Genomic DNA, 18,489 nt, shown 5'->3' with positions numbered 1-18,489 from the left:
CGGGTCCGCGAGAGGCGGATCGGCCGAGCACGGGGACGGCCGGAGCTTCGGGGCTCGGGCCGAGCGGCGCGGAGGAGCGGCCGCTTCAGGGACGGCGCAAGACAACCATCGACCACCGACACCGGTTCCGCAATCGGTCGGCAGGAGGAGACCGCGCGCCCGGCCCCCGTGCGGGGAAGCTGTCGGCGACGGCTCCTAGACTTCCGGAATGCGCATCGCCACCTGGAACGTGAACTCCATCCGGGCCCGCACCGGCCGCGTCGTCGACTGGCTCGTGCGCGAGGACGTCGACGTGCTCGCCATGCAGGAGCTCAAGTGCAAGCCCGAGCAGTTCCCGCACGAGGCCTTCGCCCAGGCGGGCTACCACGTCGAGATGGTCGGCCTCAGCCAGTGGAACGGCGTCGGCATCGCCTCCCGCCTGCCGATGGAGGACGTCCAGGTCGGCTTCCCCGGGATGCCCGGCTTCGCCAAGGAGCCCGCGGCGGACGGCTCCTTCCCGCTCGAAGCGCGCGCGATCGGCGCGACGGTCGACGGCGTGCGGGTCTGGAGCCTCTACGTCCCCAACGGCCGCGCGGTCGGCGACCCGCACTGGCACTACAAGCTCGAGTGGTTCGCGGCCCTCGAGGCGAGCACCCGCGCCTGGCTCGCGGCCGAGCCCGACCTGCCGCTCGCGCTGGTCGGCGACTGGAACGTCGCCCCGCTCGACAGCGACGTCGGCGACCCGACGCTCGGCCCCGGATCCACCCACGTCTCCCCCGAGGAGCGCGCCGCCTTCGAGGCCTTCACCGCCGCCGGCCTGCACGACGTCGTGCGCCCGCTCGTGCCCGAGGGCTACACCTACTGGGACTACAAGCAGCTGCGCTTCCCGCGCAACGAGGGGCTGCGGATCGACTTCGTGCTCGGCTCGCGCGCCTTCGGCGACCTGGTGACCGGCGCCTCGATCCACCGCAACGAGCGCAAGGGCGACGCCCCGAGCGACCACGTCCCCGTGGTGGTCGACCTCGATCTCGACACCTCGCTCGACGACGACCGCCCGATGATCTTCTGACCGTGGCCTCCTCGAAGAAGAAGCGCGCCCGGGCCGGCCAGCAACCGTCCGCTGCCCAGCGCCCCTCCACCGCCCAGCGCGCCGCCGCGAGCCGGCCGGCCGCGGCGCGGGCCCACGACGAGTTCCGCACCGAGGCGTACCGCTCCGTCCGCGAGACCTTCGCCGCCGGGAAGCCGCTGCGCCGCCGCTGGGACCTGGTGCTCTCGATCCTCGGCTGCCTCGCGCTCGGGCTGCTCTGCGTGGTGCTCGGCTACCTCGCCGCGATCCTCGCCGTCTTCCCCGGCCAGTGCGAGGGGCAGAACATCGCCTGCGACTACGACCGGATCGACTGGGGCGTCTCGCTCGCCCTGATCGGCCCGCCGATCCTGACGCTGATCGCCGTGGGCGTGACGATCATCCGCTACCTCGTCGGCCGCCGGGTGTTCTGGATCCCGATCGTCGCCTTCGTGCTCTGCGTCGGCACCGCGTTCCTCGCGTCCTGGCTCGTCACCAGCTCGATCCCCGGCTCCGCGCTGGCCTGAGCGGGGCGGCCGTCCACCGGCCGCCCCGCTCTCAGCCGGCGCAGGTCGGGTCGTCCGCGAGAGTGACCTCGGTCTTGTTGATCATCGGCGTGACCCGGACGGCCTGCTCGCCGAAGGTCGCGGCGGCGTCCGCGGCGGTGAAGCCGACCGTCACCGTCGTCGACTCGCCGGGAGCGAGCTGGACCGCCACGCGCGCGACCGGACGCCCGAGGTCCTCGGACGGCTCGAGGACACTGGCCGCGCCGCCGAGCGGGTCGGACCAGGACGCCTGCGCCTGCGAGGTCGTCGTGCCGGGAGGGCCGTAGACGTAGACGTTGGTGACGAAGTCGCCGAGCGGGAAGCGGTTCCCGCCGTTCGCCGCCACGTACTTGGGCAGCGTGCGCGCGACCTTCTCGGTGATGGTGTTCGTCAGCGTGACCTGGGTGGAGAAACTCGTGCCATCGGCGGCGCAGCGGTTCGTGCTCGACTGGGTCACCGCGGTGTCGAGGTAGTAGTCCATCTTCGAGCCGATCGACGCGTCCTGGAAGAACACGCCGGTGGTCGAGGTGTCGTCGTTGTCCGTCGGCAGGACGCCCGCGATCGGGGTCGGCGCGAGCAGCGCCTGCTCGTCCGGGTCGGTGCTGTAGGCGAGGATCCGGCTCTCGCCGACGGCCTTCACCACGGCGGGGAGCATCTTCGACGGCTCCATGTCGCCGCCGAGGATCTTGCCGAGGACGGTGGCGCTGGCCTCGGAGAAGAACGCGTCGGTCGCGTCGGCGACGGTCGCGTCCGAGTAGCGGAAGTAGACCTTGTTGAGCAGCGTCGAGACGGTGTTCTCGCTGGTCAGCTCGGTGCCGTCGGAGAGCGTCACCGGCCCGGTCGAGGCGAGCAGGTACTGCAGCGCCATGGGATCGATCGCGAGCACGCCGTCGATCTTCTGCTCCGGGAACTTCTGCGCCCAGAACTGCGTCGCGATCGAGGACGCGGTCGGGAAGTCGGGGCGGCTGGTCGACACGTTGAACGTGGTCGCGAGGTTGCCGCCGAAGGTGTCGAGCGCACTCTGGTCGACCGTGACCGACTGCAGCCCGCGGAAGTCCTGGCTCGACTGCTGCGTGCCGACCGTGATCGCTCCGCCGTCGACGTTCAGCTGCATCACCGAGGAGGCGCCGCCGCCCAGGGCCTGCGCCTCCGCGAGGTTCTGGAAGAGCACGAGATAGCTGCGCGGTCCGCTGGCACCGAGGGCGTCGGGGAGGATCGCGGTGATCGGCTGGACCTGGTCCATCGCGCTGGTCGCCGTCTCGAGCTGCGGGGCGAACGCGTCGAGCGCGGACGCGACCTGCGGCACGAGCGCGCCCCGGTCGATCCCCTCGACGCGGGCCTGCGCCTCGTCGACGACGCCCTTCGCGACGGTGATCTTGTCGGAGAGCGCGGTGATAGCGGCGATGTCGACCTTGCCGTCGACCGGCTTGAGGACGTCGAGCGAGGTGGAGGAGAGCGGGGTGACGATCTTGCCCGAGACGTCGTCCGCGATCTCGGTCGCGGCGCGCACGGCGGAGAGGTTCGGGCCGAGGAAGGGCACGATCTCCATCACCCGCCACACCGGGTCGTCGGTCTCGTCGCGCGCCTCGCCGGTGAGCGTGGCGATCTGGCCGGCGGTCGACTCCGCGCCCGCCGTGTCGAAGCCGGTGAGCTGGTCGGCGACCTGGGAGACCAGCGGGATGGCGGAGGTGAGCTTGGCGCGCACCGTCATCGCCTTCTCGTAGGTCTGCACCGCGAGGAACGCGGCGACGACCGCGCCGATCACGAGGACCAGCAGGACGGTCAGGGTGATCCAGAGGCCCCGTCGGCTGCGGCGAGGGGTGCCGGAGGCGCGGCGAGAGGAGGTCGTCGTGGTGCTCATTCGAGAGAGCCTAAGCGACGCCCGCCCCCCGGGCGGCGGTCGATCCGCGCCGTCGTCAACCCAGGAGGAGGGACACGGCGATGAGCACGGGCACCGCCGTGACGGTGGTCACCAGGGCCGTGTCGCGCGCCACGGCGACGCCGCGGTTGTAGCGGGAGGCGAAGTTGAAGATGTTCTGCGCGGTCGGCAGAGCGGCCGTCACGGTGACCGCGAAGAGGTGCTCGGCGTCGAGCGCGAAGGCGAAGCGGCCGAGCAGATAGGCGGTCGCGGGCATCACCAGCGTCTTGAGCAGCGAGGCGACGGCGACCTCGATCCGCCCGGGCCCCGGCTCGAGCGGCCGCTGCCCGCGCAGCGACATCCCGAACGCCATCAGCACCAGCGGGATCGAGGCGTTGCCGATGATCGAGAACGGCTCGAGCAGCGGCGCCGGCAGCTGCACACCGGTGACCGAGACGACCAGGCCGAGCGCCGAGGCGATGATCATCGGGTTCCGCAGCGGCTGGGTGAGGATGCCGGTGACTGAGGCGCGCCCGCTCGTCGACACGTCGAGCACCGTGAGGATCGTCGGCGCGAGCAGCAGCAGCTGGAGGAGCAGCGTCGGCGCGACCCACTGCGGGTCGCCGAGCACGTAGATCGCGACCGGCAGGCCGATGTTGTTGGCGTTCACGTAGGAGGAGGCGGCGGTGCCGATCACCGTCTCCGGCACCGGCCGGCGGAAGAACAGCCGCGACGCGACCAGATAGAGGACCGCCACGATCGCGACCGTGATCAGCGACACCAGGAGGAATGAGGAGAACAGCACCGAGACGTCGGCGCGGGCGAGCACCGTGAACAGCAGCGCCGGCGTGGTGACGAAGAAGGCGATGCGGGTGAGGACGGCGCGGCCCTCGGGCGGCACCAGGCCGAACCGGGCGATCAGGTAGCCGACCGCGATGACCGTCCCGATGATCGCGAACCCGGTGAGCACTCCCTCCACGGCGTCCTCCGTCTCGTCGGCGGAGCCGGGCGGCTCGCGGGCTGGGATCGTCGGCGCGGGTCGGCGCACCGCGTCCAGCCTAGGAGGCGCCGCCCGTTGCCCCGTCGCGGGGCCGGGCCTACGGTGGGCGCATGCCGCATCTCGAGGTCCCCGGAGCGACCCTGCACTGGGAGTCGGACGGCCATGCCTCCGCCCCCGCCCTCCTGCTCGTGCACGCGGGCATCACCGACCTGCGGATGTGGGACCCGGTCGTCCCCGCGCTCGCGGAGGACCACCTCGTCATCCGCTACGACACCCGCGGCTTCGGCGAGACCCGGACGGACGACGTCGAGTTCGACCCGCGGCAGGACGCCCTCGACGTGCTCGAGCACCTCGGCGTCGAGCGCGCGACGGTGATCGGCTGCTCGCGCGGCGGCTCGCTCGTCCTCGACCTGACGCTCGAGCACCCCGACCGCGTCACCGGCCTGGTGCTGATCGCCCCCGGCGTCGGCGGCTTCCCGTACCCCGACCTCACCGAGGAGGAGGACCGCCGCTTCGACGAGATCGACGCGGTGCTGACCGCCGGCTACCACGAGCGCGTCGCGCGGATGGAGGCGGAGCTGTGGGCGTTCGGCCCCGACCGCGACCCCGCCTCGCTGGACCCCGCGTTCGTCGAGACCGTGCGCGAGCTCGCCCGCGGCCGGAGCGGCCACGAGGGCGAGAAGCCGCGGCCGACCGCGATCGAGCCGCCCGCCTACGACCGCGTCGTCGACATCGCCGTGCCCACGCTGGCGATGGTCGGCGCCCACGACGTCTCCGAGTCGCTCCCCGTGCACGCCTTCCTCTCGGCGACCGTGCCCGGCGCCGACGCCCACGTCTTCGACGACGCGGCCCACCTCCCCAGCGTCGAGCGACCCGAAGAGTTCCTCGCCGTGCTGCGCCCGTGGCTGGCGTCCCACGGCCTCTGACACGAGGCCGCCAGCGATCCGCCTCGGCGGACGCACCCACGACGGCGCACACTCATGCTGGTCGAGTAGCCCCGCAGGGGCATATCGAGACCCACCGACTTCAGCAGGCCGGCTCGGCAGACTCGACGTCTGACGCTGGTGGATCTCGATACGCCCGCTGCGCGGGCTACTCGATCAGCATGATCGGCTCAGCGCGGCAAGCATGCGTGAACGTTTCCGCACCCTTGCTGGTCGAGGAGCCCGCAAGGAACTGGCGGGACAGCGCGCCAACATGCTGGTCGAGTAGCGCGCAGCGCGTATCGAGACCCCACCCCCTGCAGAGGGTGGCGCACCCGCGACGCCGTCAGCGGTTCTTGAAGTAGCGGAACAGGTGCCTCTCGCGGGTCGTCAGCACGCCGAGGACGACGCCCGTCGCCGCGGACAGCACGGCGACGGCCGGCGTCCGGAGGCCCTGGATCAGGGTCGCCGCCGCGTCGACGGGCGGACCGGTGCTCGAGAAGAACAGGGCGACGGCGAGGCCCGCCGAGCCGACCGGGATCAGCCACGCGAGCGACTCCAGCAGCAGGACCGCCAGCAGCTCGACCCGGTGGACCCGCGAGTGCAGGGCCGAGGCGAGCTCGACCCGGCGCAGGGCCGTCACCGCCCAGCACGCCGCGAGCACGAGCAGTCCCGCGAGCGGCCCGGCGGCGAGCGTCACCCGGTCCGCGTTGCGAGCCCCGCCGTCGAAGGCCGCACCGAGGCGCGAGTTCAGCGGTGCGAGCACGGGCGCCGGATCGTCGGGAGCGCTCTCGCCGAGCAGCACGGTCGTCAGGAGGAGGGCCCGGACGGTCTCGCTCTGCGGCCAGGCGTCGATCCAGCACTCGTCGAAGGGCCGCTCGCCAGCCGGAGCACCCGCCAGGGCCGCGTAGCCGAAACCGCGGCGCCGCCCGTCGTCCGGATAGTCGTAGCCTCCGCGGATGGCGACCGAGCCGCCGCCGGCGAGCGCGAGGTCGCCGCCGCGCCCGACGGCGTCCGCGGCCTCGGGTCCGAGGACCACGCCGGTCCCGGGCACCGCCGCGGCTCGGAGGATGTCAGGGACGCCCGCGGTGACCTCGAAGAGCGGGATCGGCGAGCGGGGCAGCACGGCCGTGACGAGATCGGACGTGGCGGCGCGGACCGCTCCGGCCGCCCGCACCGTCGCCGAGCCGGCGAGCGCCGCGCACGCCTCCCCGTCGATCCGACCCGGCGCGGCGAGCGTCTGCACGGAAGCGCCGGCCCGCTGGTACGCCTCCGCCGCCCGCACGTGCTGCCGCGTCACCGCGAGGTCCGCGATCTGGATCGGCAGAGCGACGAGGAGGACGCACGCGCAGAGCAGCAGCGCACGCGAGGTGCCGGTCGAGACGTTGCGCCAGGCCTCGCGGACCAGGCTCGAGACCCTCACTCCCCGCCTCCGGAGTGTGCGGCGAGGTCCAGCGCCGCCGTGCAGGAGTCGCGCGTGCCGTGATCGTGCGTCGCGACGACGAGGGCGCAGTCGGGTGTCGCGGCCGCGGCGATAGCCCGGTTCACGGTCTGCGCCGTCCGCTGGTCGAGCTGGGCGGTCGGCTCGTCGATGAGGAGGAGAGTGGGGCGCGCCGCGAGGGCCCTGGCGAGCATCAGCCGCTGAGCCTCACCGCCCGAGAGCTCGCGGAAGGCGCGGTCGGCCACCTGCCCGAGATCGAAGCGGTCGAGCAGCGCGGCCGCCGATCGATCGGCCTCGGCGCTGGAGAGGCCCCCGGCGAGGAACGGCAGGGCGACGTGATCGAGCGCCGATCGACGGGCGACGCCGTGCGGGTTCTGGAACACCCAGCCGATCCGCTCGTGGGCTGCTCGATCGACGCTGCCCTCGGTCGGCTCGACCCAGCCGGCGAGCAGCGCGAGCAGCGTGCTCTTGCCGGACCCCGACGGACCGACGACCGCGCAGGTCTCGCCGACCCGGAAGTCCGCGCTGAGCCCGCGGAAGAGCCAGGGGCCGCGCTCGAAGCGGTGCCCGAGCCCGTGCACCCTCACCCGCAGCTCCGCGCCTCGGGCAGGACCGCGACCGAGGCCGGCTCCTCCCCGTCGGGGAAGACGACCGCCGAGCGGCCCAGCTCCGAGGAGACGACCTCGACGCGGGCCGGGGAGCCGTCCGCCAGGACGCAACCGTGCTCGCCCTCGAGCGCGAAGAGGGCGGACGGTGGCACCACGCCGACTCGGACGGGGTTCGCGAGCACGTACTCGGCGCGGACGGTCGTCGTCCCCTCGGTCGCGAGCGCCGACCGGGCGGACACCGTGGCCGCGAACGATCGCAGGTCGGCCTCAGCGGTGACCGCGCCCTCCGGAGAGAGCGTCAGCACCGCGTCGTCCACGAGCAGCCGCCGCTCGCCCGGCAGGACGTCCGCCGGGACGGAGGGGAGACGCAGCGCCGCGATCCCACCGGCGACGACCGCGACGGTGCTTCCCCGCTCGACCGGTCCGCCGACGGAGAGCCCGCAGGAGGCCGTGGTGACCGCCGGTCCCGGGATCCAGAGCAGCCGTGACCGCGGGATCGCCGCGAGCTGCTCGTCCTCCCCCGACGCCTCCTCGAGGAGGCGCTCGATCGCGCGGATCGAACCGTCTCCGAGGATCCCGTCGGCGACCAGCGGCGAGCCGAGGCGGACGAGCTCCTCCTGCAGAGCGCGCACGTCGGGGCCCGCGTCGCCCTTCACGAGGTCGCGCCAGAGCGGCGTCGCCGTCGCGAGGGACAGCACGGGCGCGCCGTCGACCGCGAGGGACGACGTGCCCGAGGAGAACGATTCGCCGGCGCGGCAGGCCGAAGCGGTCAGCAGCCCCTCCGTCGCGGACACGAGGGACACGTCCGGTGCCCGCTCGAACCCGGCCTCGACCTGGCGCGGATCGGCGAACTCCTCGAACGGGACGGGCACCGTCTCCGGACCGGACGAGTCCGCCAGGCTCGCGGGAACCGTCGGCGTCACCAGGAGCAGCGCCGCCCCCGCGCCACCCGAGGCGAGGAGCACCGCGACGACGACGCCGAGCGAGACGCGGGCGGCCCGCGACGGCCTCACGTCCGGACCGGTTCAGCCATCGACGAGCCCCAGCGGATCGCCGGCGCACTCCTCGTACTCGCCCTTGCGATCGGCCGGGATCGAGACGGGCAGCGAGGACACCGCGTTCTCGCGGGTCCAGTCCTCAGCGGTGTAGCCGGCGTCGACGAGGCCCTTCCGGTGCAGGCAGTCGACCATGATCGACGCCTCGTCCACGTTCTCCGGATTCCGGGTGATCCACGTGTACAGGGCGCCGATGGTCCGCTCGCCCGACTCGACTCCGCAGTCGTCGGTGACCTGCCGAGACGTGTCGGGATCGACGGGCGAGAGTGGCGTGGCGGAGTAGGAGCCGTCGCGTCCGAAACCGGAGAAGTCGAACCCCGCGGCCTCGAGGCAGCCCGAGAAGCGGCCGGTCATCTCCGAGTACTCCTGGTCGGTGATCTCGCCGTCAGCGAGAACGCCACGCTCGAAGTCCGACGCGGCGTCGTCGAAGTGCGAGCGGAACTCCGCCGCCCAGGGGCCGGAGAACGCCGGTCCGTCGACCGGCCTCGCCTCCTCGACTCGCGTGTCCGCGCACCCGGCGAGGAGCCCCGACACAGCCAGAACGAGCGCAGCAGCAGCTCGCGCGCGGCTGCCCGAGGAGATGCTTCTGACCATCCCGGGATGGTAGCTCCGCAGCAACCGACGGAGCGCGATGGCGCGGACTGTCGCATCGCACCCCGAGATGCTCGGCGATGCGGCGCGCCGCTCCGACGCCATGACGGCCAGGTCGAACGCCCAGTCGGCGGAGAGCACGAGAAGCTCCGGCGGACCGCGATCGAGCCGCCCGCCTGCGGCCCGAGGAGTTCCTCGCCGTGCTGCGCCCGTGGCCGGCGCCTGACGGCCTCCGACGCGGCGGCCGTCAGAGGCCGGACGGGGTCGGAGCGATCCAGGCGGCGAGGTCTACAGCGCTGGCGCCTGTGTCCCCGAGGGCGCGGGCCAGCGCGGGAGAGACGAAGCGGACCAGTGCGCTGGAGCGGAGGCGGCCGCGTGGATCGATGAAGCGTCCGATGTGGAGGGTCTCCCGGCCGACGCCGTCGCTCTCGAAGATGCGGTCGATGGCGTCGAGCGTCTGGAGTCCCCAGGGGGAATGAACCACCAGGAAGGAGTCGCCCAGGACACGGCGGAGACCGCGGCGGACCGGCTCCGGATCGGTGGCACTCGCGACTCCGAACCACCCGCGTTCGTCGCAGTGGGCGACGTAGGACACGAGCCCGGACTCGCGGAGACCGTCGACGACAGCCATCACGTCCACCGCGAGGACTTCCGCTCTTGTCGTGCGGCCGCCGGTGACGAGAGGAGGCTCGGCACGGTCGCCGAGAGCGTCCGGGAATCGCACCGGCTCTCGGAACGGGACGATGCGGGCCTCGGTGATTCCTCCACCCCGCCAGACGCCCTCGACCGTGACGACGTCGACGTCGGCGGGAGTGGACTCGAGAGTCAGCGGAACGCTCGGCGCCGCCTGCTCGACGACGATGTCGTAGAGGCCGGCGCCCACTGCGGCAAGGCGGAGTCCCCCGGCCACTTGCTTCAGCCGACCGGTGGCGACGACGCCATCGCCGGCTGAGACGACGAGCGAGGAGATCGGTCGGAGATCCCCGTCCTGGGCGCTCACAGCTCAGCCAGCCCCGTCGATTTCGCCGTCCGCGTCGCACCCATACATGGATGATAGGAACGCGGGGTCGCGATGTCGACCGTGGCGCGTCACGACCGGCGCTCCTGCTGCTCGAGGAATGCGCAGCGCGTGTCGCGCCGGCGTTCTGCAGGAGAGCCGAACTCGATACGCCCGCTGCGCGGGCTACTCGATCAGCATGGACGGGCCCAGCGCGGCCGAGACGCGTGAACATCCCGGCAACCCTGCTGGTCGCGAAGCTCGCAAGGAACGGGCGCGACAGCGCGCGCTTCGATCGCGGAACGCGTGAAGAACGGGCGCGACAGCGCGCCGTCATGCTGGTCGAGTAGCGCGCAGCGCGTATCGAGACCCCGCACTCTGCAGAACGGTGGATCTCGATACGCCCGCTGCGCGGGCTACTCGATCAGCATGATCGGCCCATCGCGGGCGCGAGCGCGCCGCTCCTACGCGACGTCGGCGAGGTCGAACGCCCAGTCGGCGTAGAGGACGGGCGGGTCGCCGGCCTCCACGACGTCGACGCGGTCGAAGCCGGCCTCGACGCAGATCGCGCTGTCCTCGGCGTCGTCCGCGGGGACGTACGCGTGCACGAAGCGCGGCAGCGGGAACGCCGCCGCCTCCTCGAGGAGCAGGCGCACCGAGCGCGCCACGATGCCGCGATCACGGGCAGCGGGAGCGATGCTCCAGCCCGTCTCGTAGGCGAGTGCGCCACGCGAGTGGCCGTACCAATAGCCGATGGAGCCGACGCAGTGCCCGTCGAGCTCGATCGCGTAGAAGAATCGGCTCCCCTCGGCCCAACCGCGCAGGTAGCGGTCGTGCCGGTCGAGGAACTCGTCTTCCGTCTCGAGACGCTCCCCGGACTCCGCGAGGTCGCTGCGGAGTGCGGTGACGTCCGCCTGCGGCCAGGGCAGGAGGCGGAGGGTCTCGGACTGCTGATCGATGCTGACTGTTCTGTGGTCGCTTCCGGGTTCGGGTCCCGTCACGCGATCCGATCCTTCCTCTTGAAGGTGGACCGACGCCCTGCCGCTCCGCCAGGGATTCGGAGTCGCAGGTCGATCGGATGGCCGCCGGGTGATCGCGGCCGTGATGTCCGCACTATCTTCGACCCCTTGGAGGAGCCTTGGCGTGAACCTTGCGAATCTAGCCCCGGACGGGGGGTGCTACCTGCGAAAAGGCTGGTCGCGGGCTGATACCGCACGCCGATTCGGCCGTCGATCCGCGCAGAGAGGGCCGTTTCGGCGGAGTCGTGCGCCGGGATCGCCGACCTCGCCGATTCGCTCCGGGCCCACGCAAGAAAAGCGCGCGCCGAGGCCCATACGCTCGGGGATGGGCCGGATCCGGCCCGAGCCACCCGGTTATACGAGCGTGAGGAGGATCACCATGTCGCAATTCGTGCAGAGCACCGTCGTCGGAGAACCCGAGGTCGTCGAGGACCGCGTCGAGACCTCCCGCGCCTGGCTCCACCTCAAGGCCGCGGCCACCGCGCTGCAGCCGCTCCAGGCGCAGGACGGCTCGCTGGCCGACCCGGACCGCCTCGAGGACGCCCGCGCCGAGATCGAGCGCCTCGTCGACGCGATCCGCGCCCTCGCGCCCGCCTTCCCGCACGACGCCGCCTACCTCGAGGCGCTCGTCGTCGACTTCGAGCGCTGGAGCGCCGACGGCCTCGGTGTCCCGGACTTCCTCGACTCGCTGCAGGCGTTCCAGCCGCAGCTCGACCGGATCGACGGACTGCGCCACCTCGTCGTCTTCCCGATGCTGACGCAGAACGGCAGCCGCGACCGCCACGTCGAGGCCGTGCTCGTCGAGGTCGTCTGGCCGCGCTTCGTCGCCGAGCTCGAGGCGGGCGACTACTCGAACGCGCTGTTCGTGCCGGTCCGCTTCGTCGACTTCACCGCCGGCTACGACACCGACAGCGCCGTGCTCTTCCCCGAGACCGTCGCGATGCGCGCGGTCCCCGCCTTCACCTGGGGCGCGATCTTCGCCGACCGCGAGGCCGCGCGCTTCCGCCGTGTCGTCTCCGCCGCCGCGGAGATCACGCGGCTCGAGCTGCCGGAGGACGCCCGCCGGATGCTCGAGGACCAGCACACCGCGGAGGAGGCCTTCGTGATGTGGGACCTCATCCACGACCGCACCCACATGCGCGGCGACCTGCCGTTCGACCCGTTCATGATCAAGCAGCGGATGCCGTTCTTCCTCTACTCCCTCGAGGAGCTGCGCTGCGATCTGACCGCGTTCCGCGAGTCCGTCGCGATCGAGCGGCGCCTGGCCGGCCAGGAGCACCGCGACGGAGAGGAGGAGGCGCTCGCGGCGCGGGCGCGCACGGTCCAGTACGCGATCCTCTTCGACCGGCTCTTCCGCTTCCCGCTGACCGGCTCTCGGGTGCGCAACTACGACGGGCTCGGCGGCCAGCTGCTCTTCGCCTGGCTGCACCAGCACGGCGTCCTGCACTGGACCGACACCCGGCTCGCCTTCGAGTGGGACAGCGTCGCGGACGTCGTCGTCGCCCTCTCGGACGCCATCGACGAGCTCTACTGGCGCTCGATCGACCGGCCGAAGACCGCGCACTGGCTCGCCGCCTACGCGCTGGTCGCGGCGACGGTGACGCCGCACCCCGCCTCCGCCTGGGCGCGCGGGCTGCCGGACGAGGTGCTCCTCGGCGCTCCGCGCGGGCTGACCGACGCGGTGCTGGACGACGAGTTCCCGCTGTCGATGTTCTACGAGGCCCTCGGCAGGAAGATGGGCGACGTGATCGCGTCGACCGCGGGCATCACCGGGCGCGACTGACAGATCGCGTGATTCGCGCAGAGGGCCCCGCCCGTGCCGATCGAGCAGCCCGCGCAGCGGCCCCGCCCCTGCTGATCGAGTAGCCCGCGCAGCGGGCGTATCGAGATCCACCGTCCCCAGCACGCCGGGTCTCGATACGCCGCCTCCGGCGGCTACTCGACCAGCATGGGGACGTGCACGACCGGAACGGAAGGAGCGTCATGCGGCGACTCGCGCGACGGCCCGCCCGACCGTCGTCGGTTAGCGTGGGGCGCATGCCTCCTGGCGCCGTCGCTGCCGACCCCTTCGATGCGGGCTGGACTCGGCGAGCGCCGACCCGTTCCGCCTACGTCCGCGACGCCGTCGCCGCCGGCGTCCTGCTGGTGGCGACCCTCGTCTCCGTCGCGCTCTACGCCTCGGCGGGCTTCACCGACGCCGCGCACCCCGCCGTGAGCACGCTCTGGGCGCTCGCGATGACCCTCCCGCTCGCCCTGCGCCGGCGCTTCCCGTCGACCGTGGCGGTCGCTCTCACCGCGGTCTACGCGCTCGGGCTGATCCTCCAGGTGCCGGAGTCGCTGTTCAACCAGATCTGCCTCTACCTCGCCCTCTACACGGTCGGTGCCTGGAGCCGCGACCGGCGCCTGGCGCTCGTCGTCCGCACGGTCATCGCCGTCGGCATGCTCGGCTGGCTGATCGTCACCCTCGCCACCGGCGCACCCGTGAGCAGCCCGCTCCCGGCGGAGGAGTCGGCCGGGCTGCTCCCGCCCTACGTCGCGGAGTCGGCGCTGGCCGTCGTCGCGAACCTCCTCTACTTCGGCAGCGCGTACGTCTTCGGCGACGCGTCCTGGCAGTCGGCGCGACGGCTCGAGGCGCTCGAGGCGCGCACCGCCGAGCTCGACGACGAGCGGGAGCGCTCCTCCCGCCAGGCGGTGTCGTCCGAGCGGCTGCGCATCGCCCGCGAGCTGCACGACGTCGTCGCCCACCATGTCAGCGTGATGGGCGTGCAGGCGGGGGCTGCTCGGCGGGTGCTCGCGCGCGATCCGGAGCGGGCGGCCACGGCGCTCAGCGCCATCGAGAGCGACGCGCGATCGGCGATCGAGGAGCTGCACCGCATCCTGATCGCCCTCCGCGCCGAGGACACCGCCCTCGACCCGCTGACCGACGCCGCCTCGACCCGCGGGGTCGCGCAGCTCGAGGAGCTCGTCCTCGCGGCGGCCGGCTCCGGTCTGCCCGCCGTGTTCCTCACCGTCGGCGAGCCCCGGGACATCCCGGCGACCGTGGGCCTCAGCCTCTACCGGATCGCGCAGGAGTCGCTCACCAACGTGCGCAAGCACGCCGGCCGCGGGGCCACCGCCGAGGTGCGGCTGCGCTACCTGGACGACGCGGTCGAGCTCGAGGTCGCCGACGACGGCGGCGAGGGCGCGCATCCCGTCGCCGCGACGTCCTGCGGGCTCGGGCACACCGGCATGAGCGAGCGCGCCGCGGCCGTCGGCGGCACGGTCGAGACCGGCCCGAGCGGATCCGGCTACCTGGTGCGCGCGCGCGTCCCTCTGACGAGCGTCCGCGCGGGGTCCGGGGAGCAGGTAGCGTCGTCCGAGGTGTCGTGGGGGCGCCGGGAGCGAGCGAGCGGGGGGCGCGCATGACGGCCGATGTCCGGGTGCTGCTGGTCGACGACCAGGAGCTCGTCCGCGCCGGCTTCCGCACCATCCTCGAGTCCGAGCCCGGGATCGTCGTCGTCGGCGAGGCCCGCACCGGGATCGAGGCGATCGAGCGGGCCTCCGACCTGTGCCCGGACGTCATCTGCATGGACGTGCAGATGCCCGGCATGGACGGCCTGGCCGCGACCCGCGAGATCGTCAAGGATCCGCGCCTGTGCTCCAGCGTCCTCATCCTGACCACCTTCGACCGCGACGACTACCTCTTCGAGGCGCTGTCCTCCGGAGCGAGCGGCTTCCTGCTGAAGAACGCGTCGCCGGAGGAGCTGGTCGAGGCCGTGCAGGTCGTGGCCCGCGGCGACGCGATGCTCGCACCCGACGTGACGCGCCGCGTGCTCGAGCGCTTCGCGACGGCGCCGGCCCGCGCCGAGGTCCACCCCGGCATCGAGGAGCTCACCGACCGCGAGCGCGAGGTGCTCGTGCACCTGGCCCGCGGCTCGTCCAACGCCGAGATCGCCGCCGAGCTCTACGTCGGCGAGGCCACCGTGAAGACCCACGTGTCCAAGATCCTGATGAAGCTGCGCGTCCGCGACCGCATCCAGGCCGTCGTCTTCGCCTACGAGCACGGGATCGCGGTGCCGGGGCGGTCCTGACGCTACCGGCGAAGCCGGACCGCCGCTTGGCGTCTCATGTACAAAAATGTATACACACAATGTACATTTTTGCCATGTCTCTCATTCCCCGGCTGCTTGGAGATGCCCTTCTCTCCTCCGATGCGAAGGTCGTCGTTCTCGAGGGAGCGAGGGCCGTCGGCAAAACCACTCTCGTGCGCAGCGTTCTCCAGAAGCGGGGCTTCTCCTACACTTCGCTCGCCGACCCCTCAGTGCTCCGCCGAGCGACTTCCGACCCGGGCGGCTGGCTGCGAGGCCTCACCTTCCCCGCGATCATCGACGAGGCGCAACTGCTCGAAGCGCTTCCGCTCCTGGTCAAGGAGCTCGTCGACGAGATTCCCGGCGCGGGCACGAGAGTCGTCCTGACCGGCTCAGCGTCCATCGCTCGGACCGGACTCGGCGGCGCCGACGCCCTCACGCGACGCTCCCGCCGGTTCAGCATGGGTCCGCTGACGGAGTGGGAGATCGGAGGCCAGGAGGGTTCGATCGTCGACCTCCTCTTCGATGCAGAGATCGCTGCAGGAGGGCGCACCGATCTCGACGAGTCGACGCTCCTCGATCGGCTCACCAGGGGAGGCTTCCCCACCTACGTCGTCCCCGATGTCATCAGGACACGGCGCGACCTCTCGCTGGACCTGCGGTCGGACATCGAAGGCCTGCTCTCAGATCAGGCACTCGCCGGCCGTGGAGTGGACACTCTTGCCGCCCGCGCCGCCTTGGACGGTCTCATGCGCACACCGGGCGGTATCTTCAACGCCAGTCGCCTCGCTCAGCAGCTCGATCTCGACCGCCGAACGATCGATCGCTATCTCGGAGTCTTCGAGCGGGTCTTCCTCACTCATCACCTCCCCAACCTCGCCACCGCGCCGCCACGCCAATCCCATTCGCGCGCGAAGATCCACCCGGTCGATACGTCCTTCGCCGTGGAATCGATGACCCGAGCCGGAGTCGATCTCCGTCAAGACCGTGAAGCACTCGGAGCGCTTCTCGAAAGTCATGTCGTCAACCAGCTGACGACCGCGGCCGGCTGGTCCGACCACGAGATCCGCGCCTTCTACTGGCGTCCAGCGGAGAAACGAGGGCGAGCGGTCGATCTCGTGATGATCGACGAACTCGATCGCACCGTCGGTGTCGAGATCAAGGCGTCACGCTCGGTCCACGAGCGGGACATCGCCGGACTCATCGCTCTCGGTGAGGGACGAGGACTGCACAGAGGCTTCGTGTTCCACAACGGCCCCGAGGTCATCCGGTTGCGAGAGAACATCTGGGGGCTCCCCCTGGCCGTCCTCGACGGATCCCATCCGCTCGGCAGGGCCGGCGATGCTCGCATCTCAGAGAGAGAGGTCGTCACTGTGCCGGATCCGATCGTCGGAAGTGACGCCTCGATCTTCATCAGTCACGTCCACGCAGACGACGCCAGCTCGCGCGGGCGAATGATCTCCTTCGCCAAAGATCTCGCCGACCGCTACGAGTTCCTGACGGGCGGCTCCCTCCGTCTCTTCATCGACCGCGACGACATCTCCTGGGGGGAGAACTGGCGACAGCGCCTCAGAGCAGAGGCGAGCACGACGACCTTCCTGTTGAGTTTCGTGACCCCTCGCTACCTCAGCAGCGCCGCCTGCCGGGAGGAGTTCCTGGACTTCCGGCGGGCAGCGACCGCGGATCCCGGGCAGAAAGTCCTCCTCCCGCTCATCTGGGTGGATCCCTCGGCGAGCGGCGTGATGTCCGACAAGGACCCGGTCTGGTCAGTGATCAAAGAGACGCAGTGGGTTGCGGCCACAGATTTCCGGCTGCTCGAACCGGAAAGTGTCGAGTACGACACCGTGCTCGACCAGCTGACGCAGCGGCTCCGCATCGCTGTTGCGACCGTGGCCAAGGACAGGACGGAGACGTTCACTCAGCGTGGAGAGGACCCCGACGAGGACCGCGACCTTCTCGAGACCCTGGAATCCCTGGAGGCGAGTCGGACAGACATCGAGCGCGCGGCCTCCGGCCTGAAGGATGCGATCGCCTCGATCAGTGCCGTGTTCTCCGGTCGGCCTCCGCTCCGGACCGGACCGACGTACGCGACTGCGCGAGCCCTGTCGGAGATCGGGGCGGAGCTGGAGCAGCCCGTGGCACGACTCGACCACGCGGCGGAGGAACTCGGTGCGGTGTGGCAGGGCGTGGACAGCGATGTATCGCGCTTGGTCTTCCTCCTCAGCGGCACGCCCGACGAAGCGTCCAAGCGCATGCTGTTCGAGATTCTGGACGGCCTGGTCCGAGCTCTCGACGTCCCCGGCGCGAGCGGGCTCGATCAGCAGCTCGCGCTGCTGGGCAACCTGTCGCGGCATCTGCGTCCCATGAGTCGTTCGATGAGCGCCGCACTGCGCCTCCTCGACGGCGTCAAGGTCTCGGCGCGCGCTTGGCGGGACAGCCTCGCCGGGCAGGGGTGAACCGCGCCGCAGAGATCCGATCGTGCCCGCTGCCGAGCCCGATCGCGTCCGTTCGGGCGTCAGCGCCGAGGCTGGGCCGGTGCCGGACGTGGCGGGATTCGACGGACGAACTCCATGCGGATGTCGGGGGCGATCTTCCGATCGAGCACGACCGTCATGTAGCGGCCGTCGACCCGGGCGCCGATCGCGACCACGTCGGGGTCGGTGTCGACGCGGTAGCCGCGCAGCGCCTCACCGTCGACGACGACCGGGACTCCGCGCACGACGTCCTCGTCGCGCAGGGCGGCGGCGACGACCGGCATGCCGCCGCGGCGGGTGCGGACGCGACCCGGGAAGGTGTTCCTCAGCACGTCGCCCATGTGCGCGGCGAGACGCGACTCGAGCGGGCGGCTGCGCTCGGCGGGGATCGGCACGGAGGTGCGCACCGCCTCCCACAGCACGGGATAGCGCATCCGCGTGACCTGATCGACCATCCACGGCGGGAGGTGGTCGTTCTCGGCGCGCTCGATCGCGCGCTTCTGCTCGGGGGTGAGCGGGACGTGGTTGACCGGGTCGGCCCGGTTGCGCGGATTCTTGAAGAACGAGTAAGAGAGGGAGATCTCGACGAAGCGTCCGAGCGCCATGGTCTGCGCCGCCGCGAACTCCTCGAGGCGGGGCTGCGGGGCGAACGCGAGGACGGGATCGCCGAAGCGAGCCGCGATCTCGTCCACCCCGGGAGGGGCGGGCATGTCGCGGACCGCCCCCGAAGTGTCCATGCGCATAGGACAAGAGTGGCCTGCCTCCCACGCGATACCAACTTCTTGACGGCAATCGGCTTTCAGAGGACGGTCCGTTCACATGCCGGAAACACAGGGAGCGACGGCGCCCGCCACTAGGATCGATCCGCG

16 protein-coding genes are annotated in these 18,489 nt (G+C 71.7%); 7 read left to right on the top strand and 9 right to left on the bottom strand.

Features of this window, described 5'->3' with window-relative positions; translation table 11 throughout:
- Positions 1–208: 208 nt before the first annotated feature.
- Together EDF35_RS19830 and EDF35_RS19825 are read left to right on the top strand one after the other, a co-directional pair.
- Complete coding sequence (locus tag EDF35_RS19830) at positions 209–1,048, top strand: exodeoxyribonuclease III (RefSeq protein ID WP_123706017.1); 840 nt, start codon at positions 209–211, stop codon at positions 1,046–1,048.
- A gap of 2 nt (positions 1,049–1,050) precedes the next feature.
- On the top strand, positions 1,051–1,569 hold the full coding sequence (locus EDF35_RS19825; RefSeq protein ID WP_133963582.1) for a DUF6264 family protein: 519 nt from the start codon (positions 1,051–1,053) through the stop codon (positions 1,567–1,569).
- 31 nt (positions 1,570–1,600) lie between these two features.
- Here EDF35_RS19825 and EDF35_RS19820 read toward each other — a convergent pair whose 3' ends face one another.
- The gene (locus EDF35_RS19820) at positions 1,601–3,448 is read right to left on the bottom strand and encodes a DUF4012 domain-containing protein (protein ID WP_133963581.1); all 1,848 of its coding nucleotides are present in this window, start codon (positions 3,446–3,448) and stop codon (positions 1,601–1,603) included.
- A gap of 55 nt (positions 3,449–3,503) precedes the next feature.
- Positions 3,504–4,424, bottom strand: a complete 921-nt coding sequence (locus tag EDF35_RS19815; RefSeq protein ID WP_133963624.1) for an AEC family transporter — start codon at positions 4,422–4,424, stop codon at positions 3,504–3,506.
- A 131-nt stretch (positions 4,425–4,555) separates the two neighbouring features.
- Between EDF35_RS19815 and EDF35_RS19810 the strand changes: the two genes are divergently transcribed.
- The gene (locus EDF35_RS19810; protein WP_123706020.1) at positions 4,556–5,371 is read left to right on the top strand and encodes an alpha/beta fold hydrolase; all 816 of its coding nucleotides are present in this window, start codon (positions 4,556–4,558) and stop codon (positions 5,369–5,371) included.
- A gap of 343 nt (positions 5,372–5,714) precedes the next feature.
- On the opposite strand, the gene EDF35_RS19805 is transcribed toward EDF35_RS19810, so the two are convergent.
- The 6 genes from EDF35_RS19805 to EDF35_RS19780 form a co-directional block, all read right to left on the bottom strand.
- Entirely contained in the window at positions 5,715–6,791 is a 1,077-nt protein-coding gene (locus EDF35_RS19805) for a hypothetical protein (protein WP_133963580.1), read from the bottom strand.
- On the bottom strand, positions 6,788–7,396 hold the full coding sequence (locus EDF35_RS19800; RefSeq protein WP_243840072.1) for an ATP-binding cassette domain-containing protein: 609 nt from the start codon (positions 7,394–7,396) through the stop codon (positions 6,788–6,790). The genes EDF35_RS19805 and EDF35_RS19800 overlap by 4 nt, the downstream gene beginning before the upstream one ends.
- Entirely contained in the window at positions 7,393–8,430 is a 1,038-nt protein-coding gene (locus tag EDF35_RS19795) for a hypothetical protein (RefSeq protein WP_133963579.1), read from the bottom strand. Before EDF35_RS19795 ends, EDF35_RS19800 begins: the two co-directional genes overlap by 4 nt.
- 12 nt (positions 8,431–8,442) lie before the next feature.
- Complete coding sequence (locus tag EDF35_RS19790; protein ID WP_133963578.1) at positions 8,443–9,066, bottom strand: hypothetical protein; 624 nt, start codon at positions 9,064–9,066, stop codon at positions 8,443–8,445.
- A gap of 244 nt (positions 9,067–9,310) precedes the next feature.
- Positions 9,311–9,973 carry a hypothetical protein gene (locus EDF35_RS19785; RefSeq protein ID WP_133963577.1) on the bottom strand — a complete coding sequence of 221 codons (663 nt, stop codon included), beginning with the start codon at positions 9,971–9,973 and terminating at the stop codon, positions 9,311–9,313.
- Positions 9,974–10,524: 551 nt separating this feature from the next.
- The gene (locus tag EDF35_RS19780) at positions 10,525–11,061 is read right to left on the bottom strand and encodes a GNAT family N-acetyltransferase (RefSeq protein ID WP_166674185.1); all 537 of its coding nucleotides are present in this window, start codon (positions 11,059–11,061) and stop codon (positions 10,525–10,527) included.
- Positions 11,062–11,458: 397 nt separating this feature from the next.
- Between EDF35_RS19780 and EDF35_RS19775 the strand changes: the two genes are divergently transcribed.
- The 4 genes from EDF35_RS19775 to EDF35_RS19760 all read left to right on the top strand — a co-directional run bounded on the left by EDF35_RS19775 (position 11,459) and on the right by EDF35_RS19760 (position 17,602).
- Positions 11,459–12,862 carry a DUF6421 family protein gene (locus tag EDF35_RS19775; RefSeq protein WP_133963575.1) on the top strand — a complete coding sequence of 468 codons (1,404 nt, stop codon included), beginning with the start codon at positions 11,459–11,461 and terminating at the stop codon, positions 12,860–12,862.
- Positions 12,863–13,116: 254 nt separating this feature from the next.
- On the top strand, positions 13,117–14,484 hold the full coding sequence (locus EDF35_RS19770) for a histidine kinase (protein ID WP_133963574.1): 1,368 nt from the start codon (positions 13,117–13,119) through the stop codon (positions 14,482–14,484).
- A complete protein-coding gene (locus EDF35_RS19765) occupies positions 14,481–15,149 on the top strand; it encodes a response regulator transcription factor (RefSeq protein ID WP_123706238.1) in 669 nt (222 codons plus the stop codon). The genes EDF35_RS19770 and EDF35_RS19765 overlap by 4 nt, the downstream gene beginning before the upstream one ends.
- A gap of 74 nt (positions 15,150–15,223) precedes the next feature.
- Positions 15,224–17,602, top strand: coding sequence for an AAA family ATPase (locus EDF35_RS19760; protein WP_166674184.1), 2,379 nt, complete (start codon positions 15,224–15,226; stop codon positions 17,600–17,602).
- 59 nt (positions 17,603–17,661) lie between these two features.
- On the opposite strand, the gene EDF35_RS19755 is transcribed toward EDF35_RS19760, so the two are convergent.
- Entirely contained in the window at positions 17,662–18,357 is a 696-nt protein-coding gene (locus EDF35_RS19755) for a hypothetical protein (RefSeq protein WP_133963572.1), read from the bottom strand.
- Between the last annotated feature and the right edge of the window lie 132 nt (positions 18,358–18,489).

It is taken from the genome of Rathayibacter sp. PhB151 (assembly GCF_004366415.1).
Classification (GTDB): Bacteria; Actinomycetota; Actinomycetes; order Actinomycetales; family Microbacteriaceae; genus Rathayibacter; species Rathayibacter festucae.
Note: the sequence above shows the minus strand (reverse complement) of the source record. Positions and strands in the feature narration are given on the sequence as shown.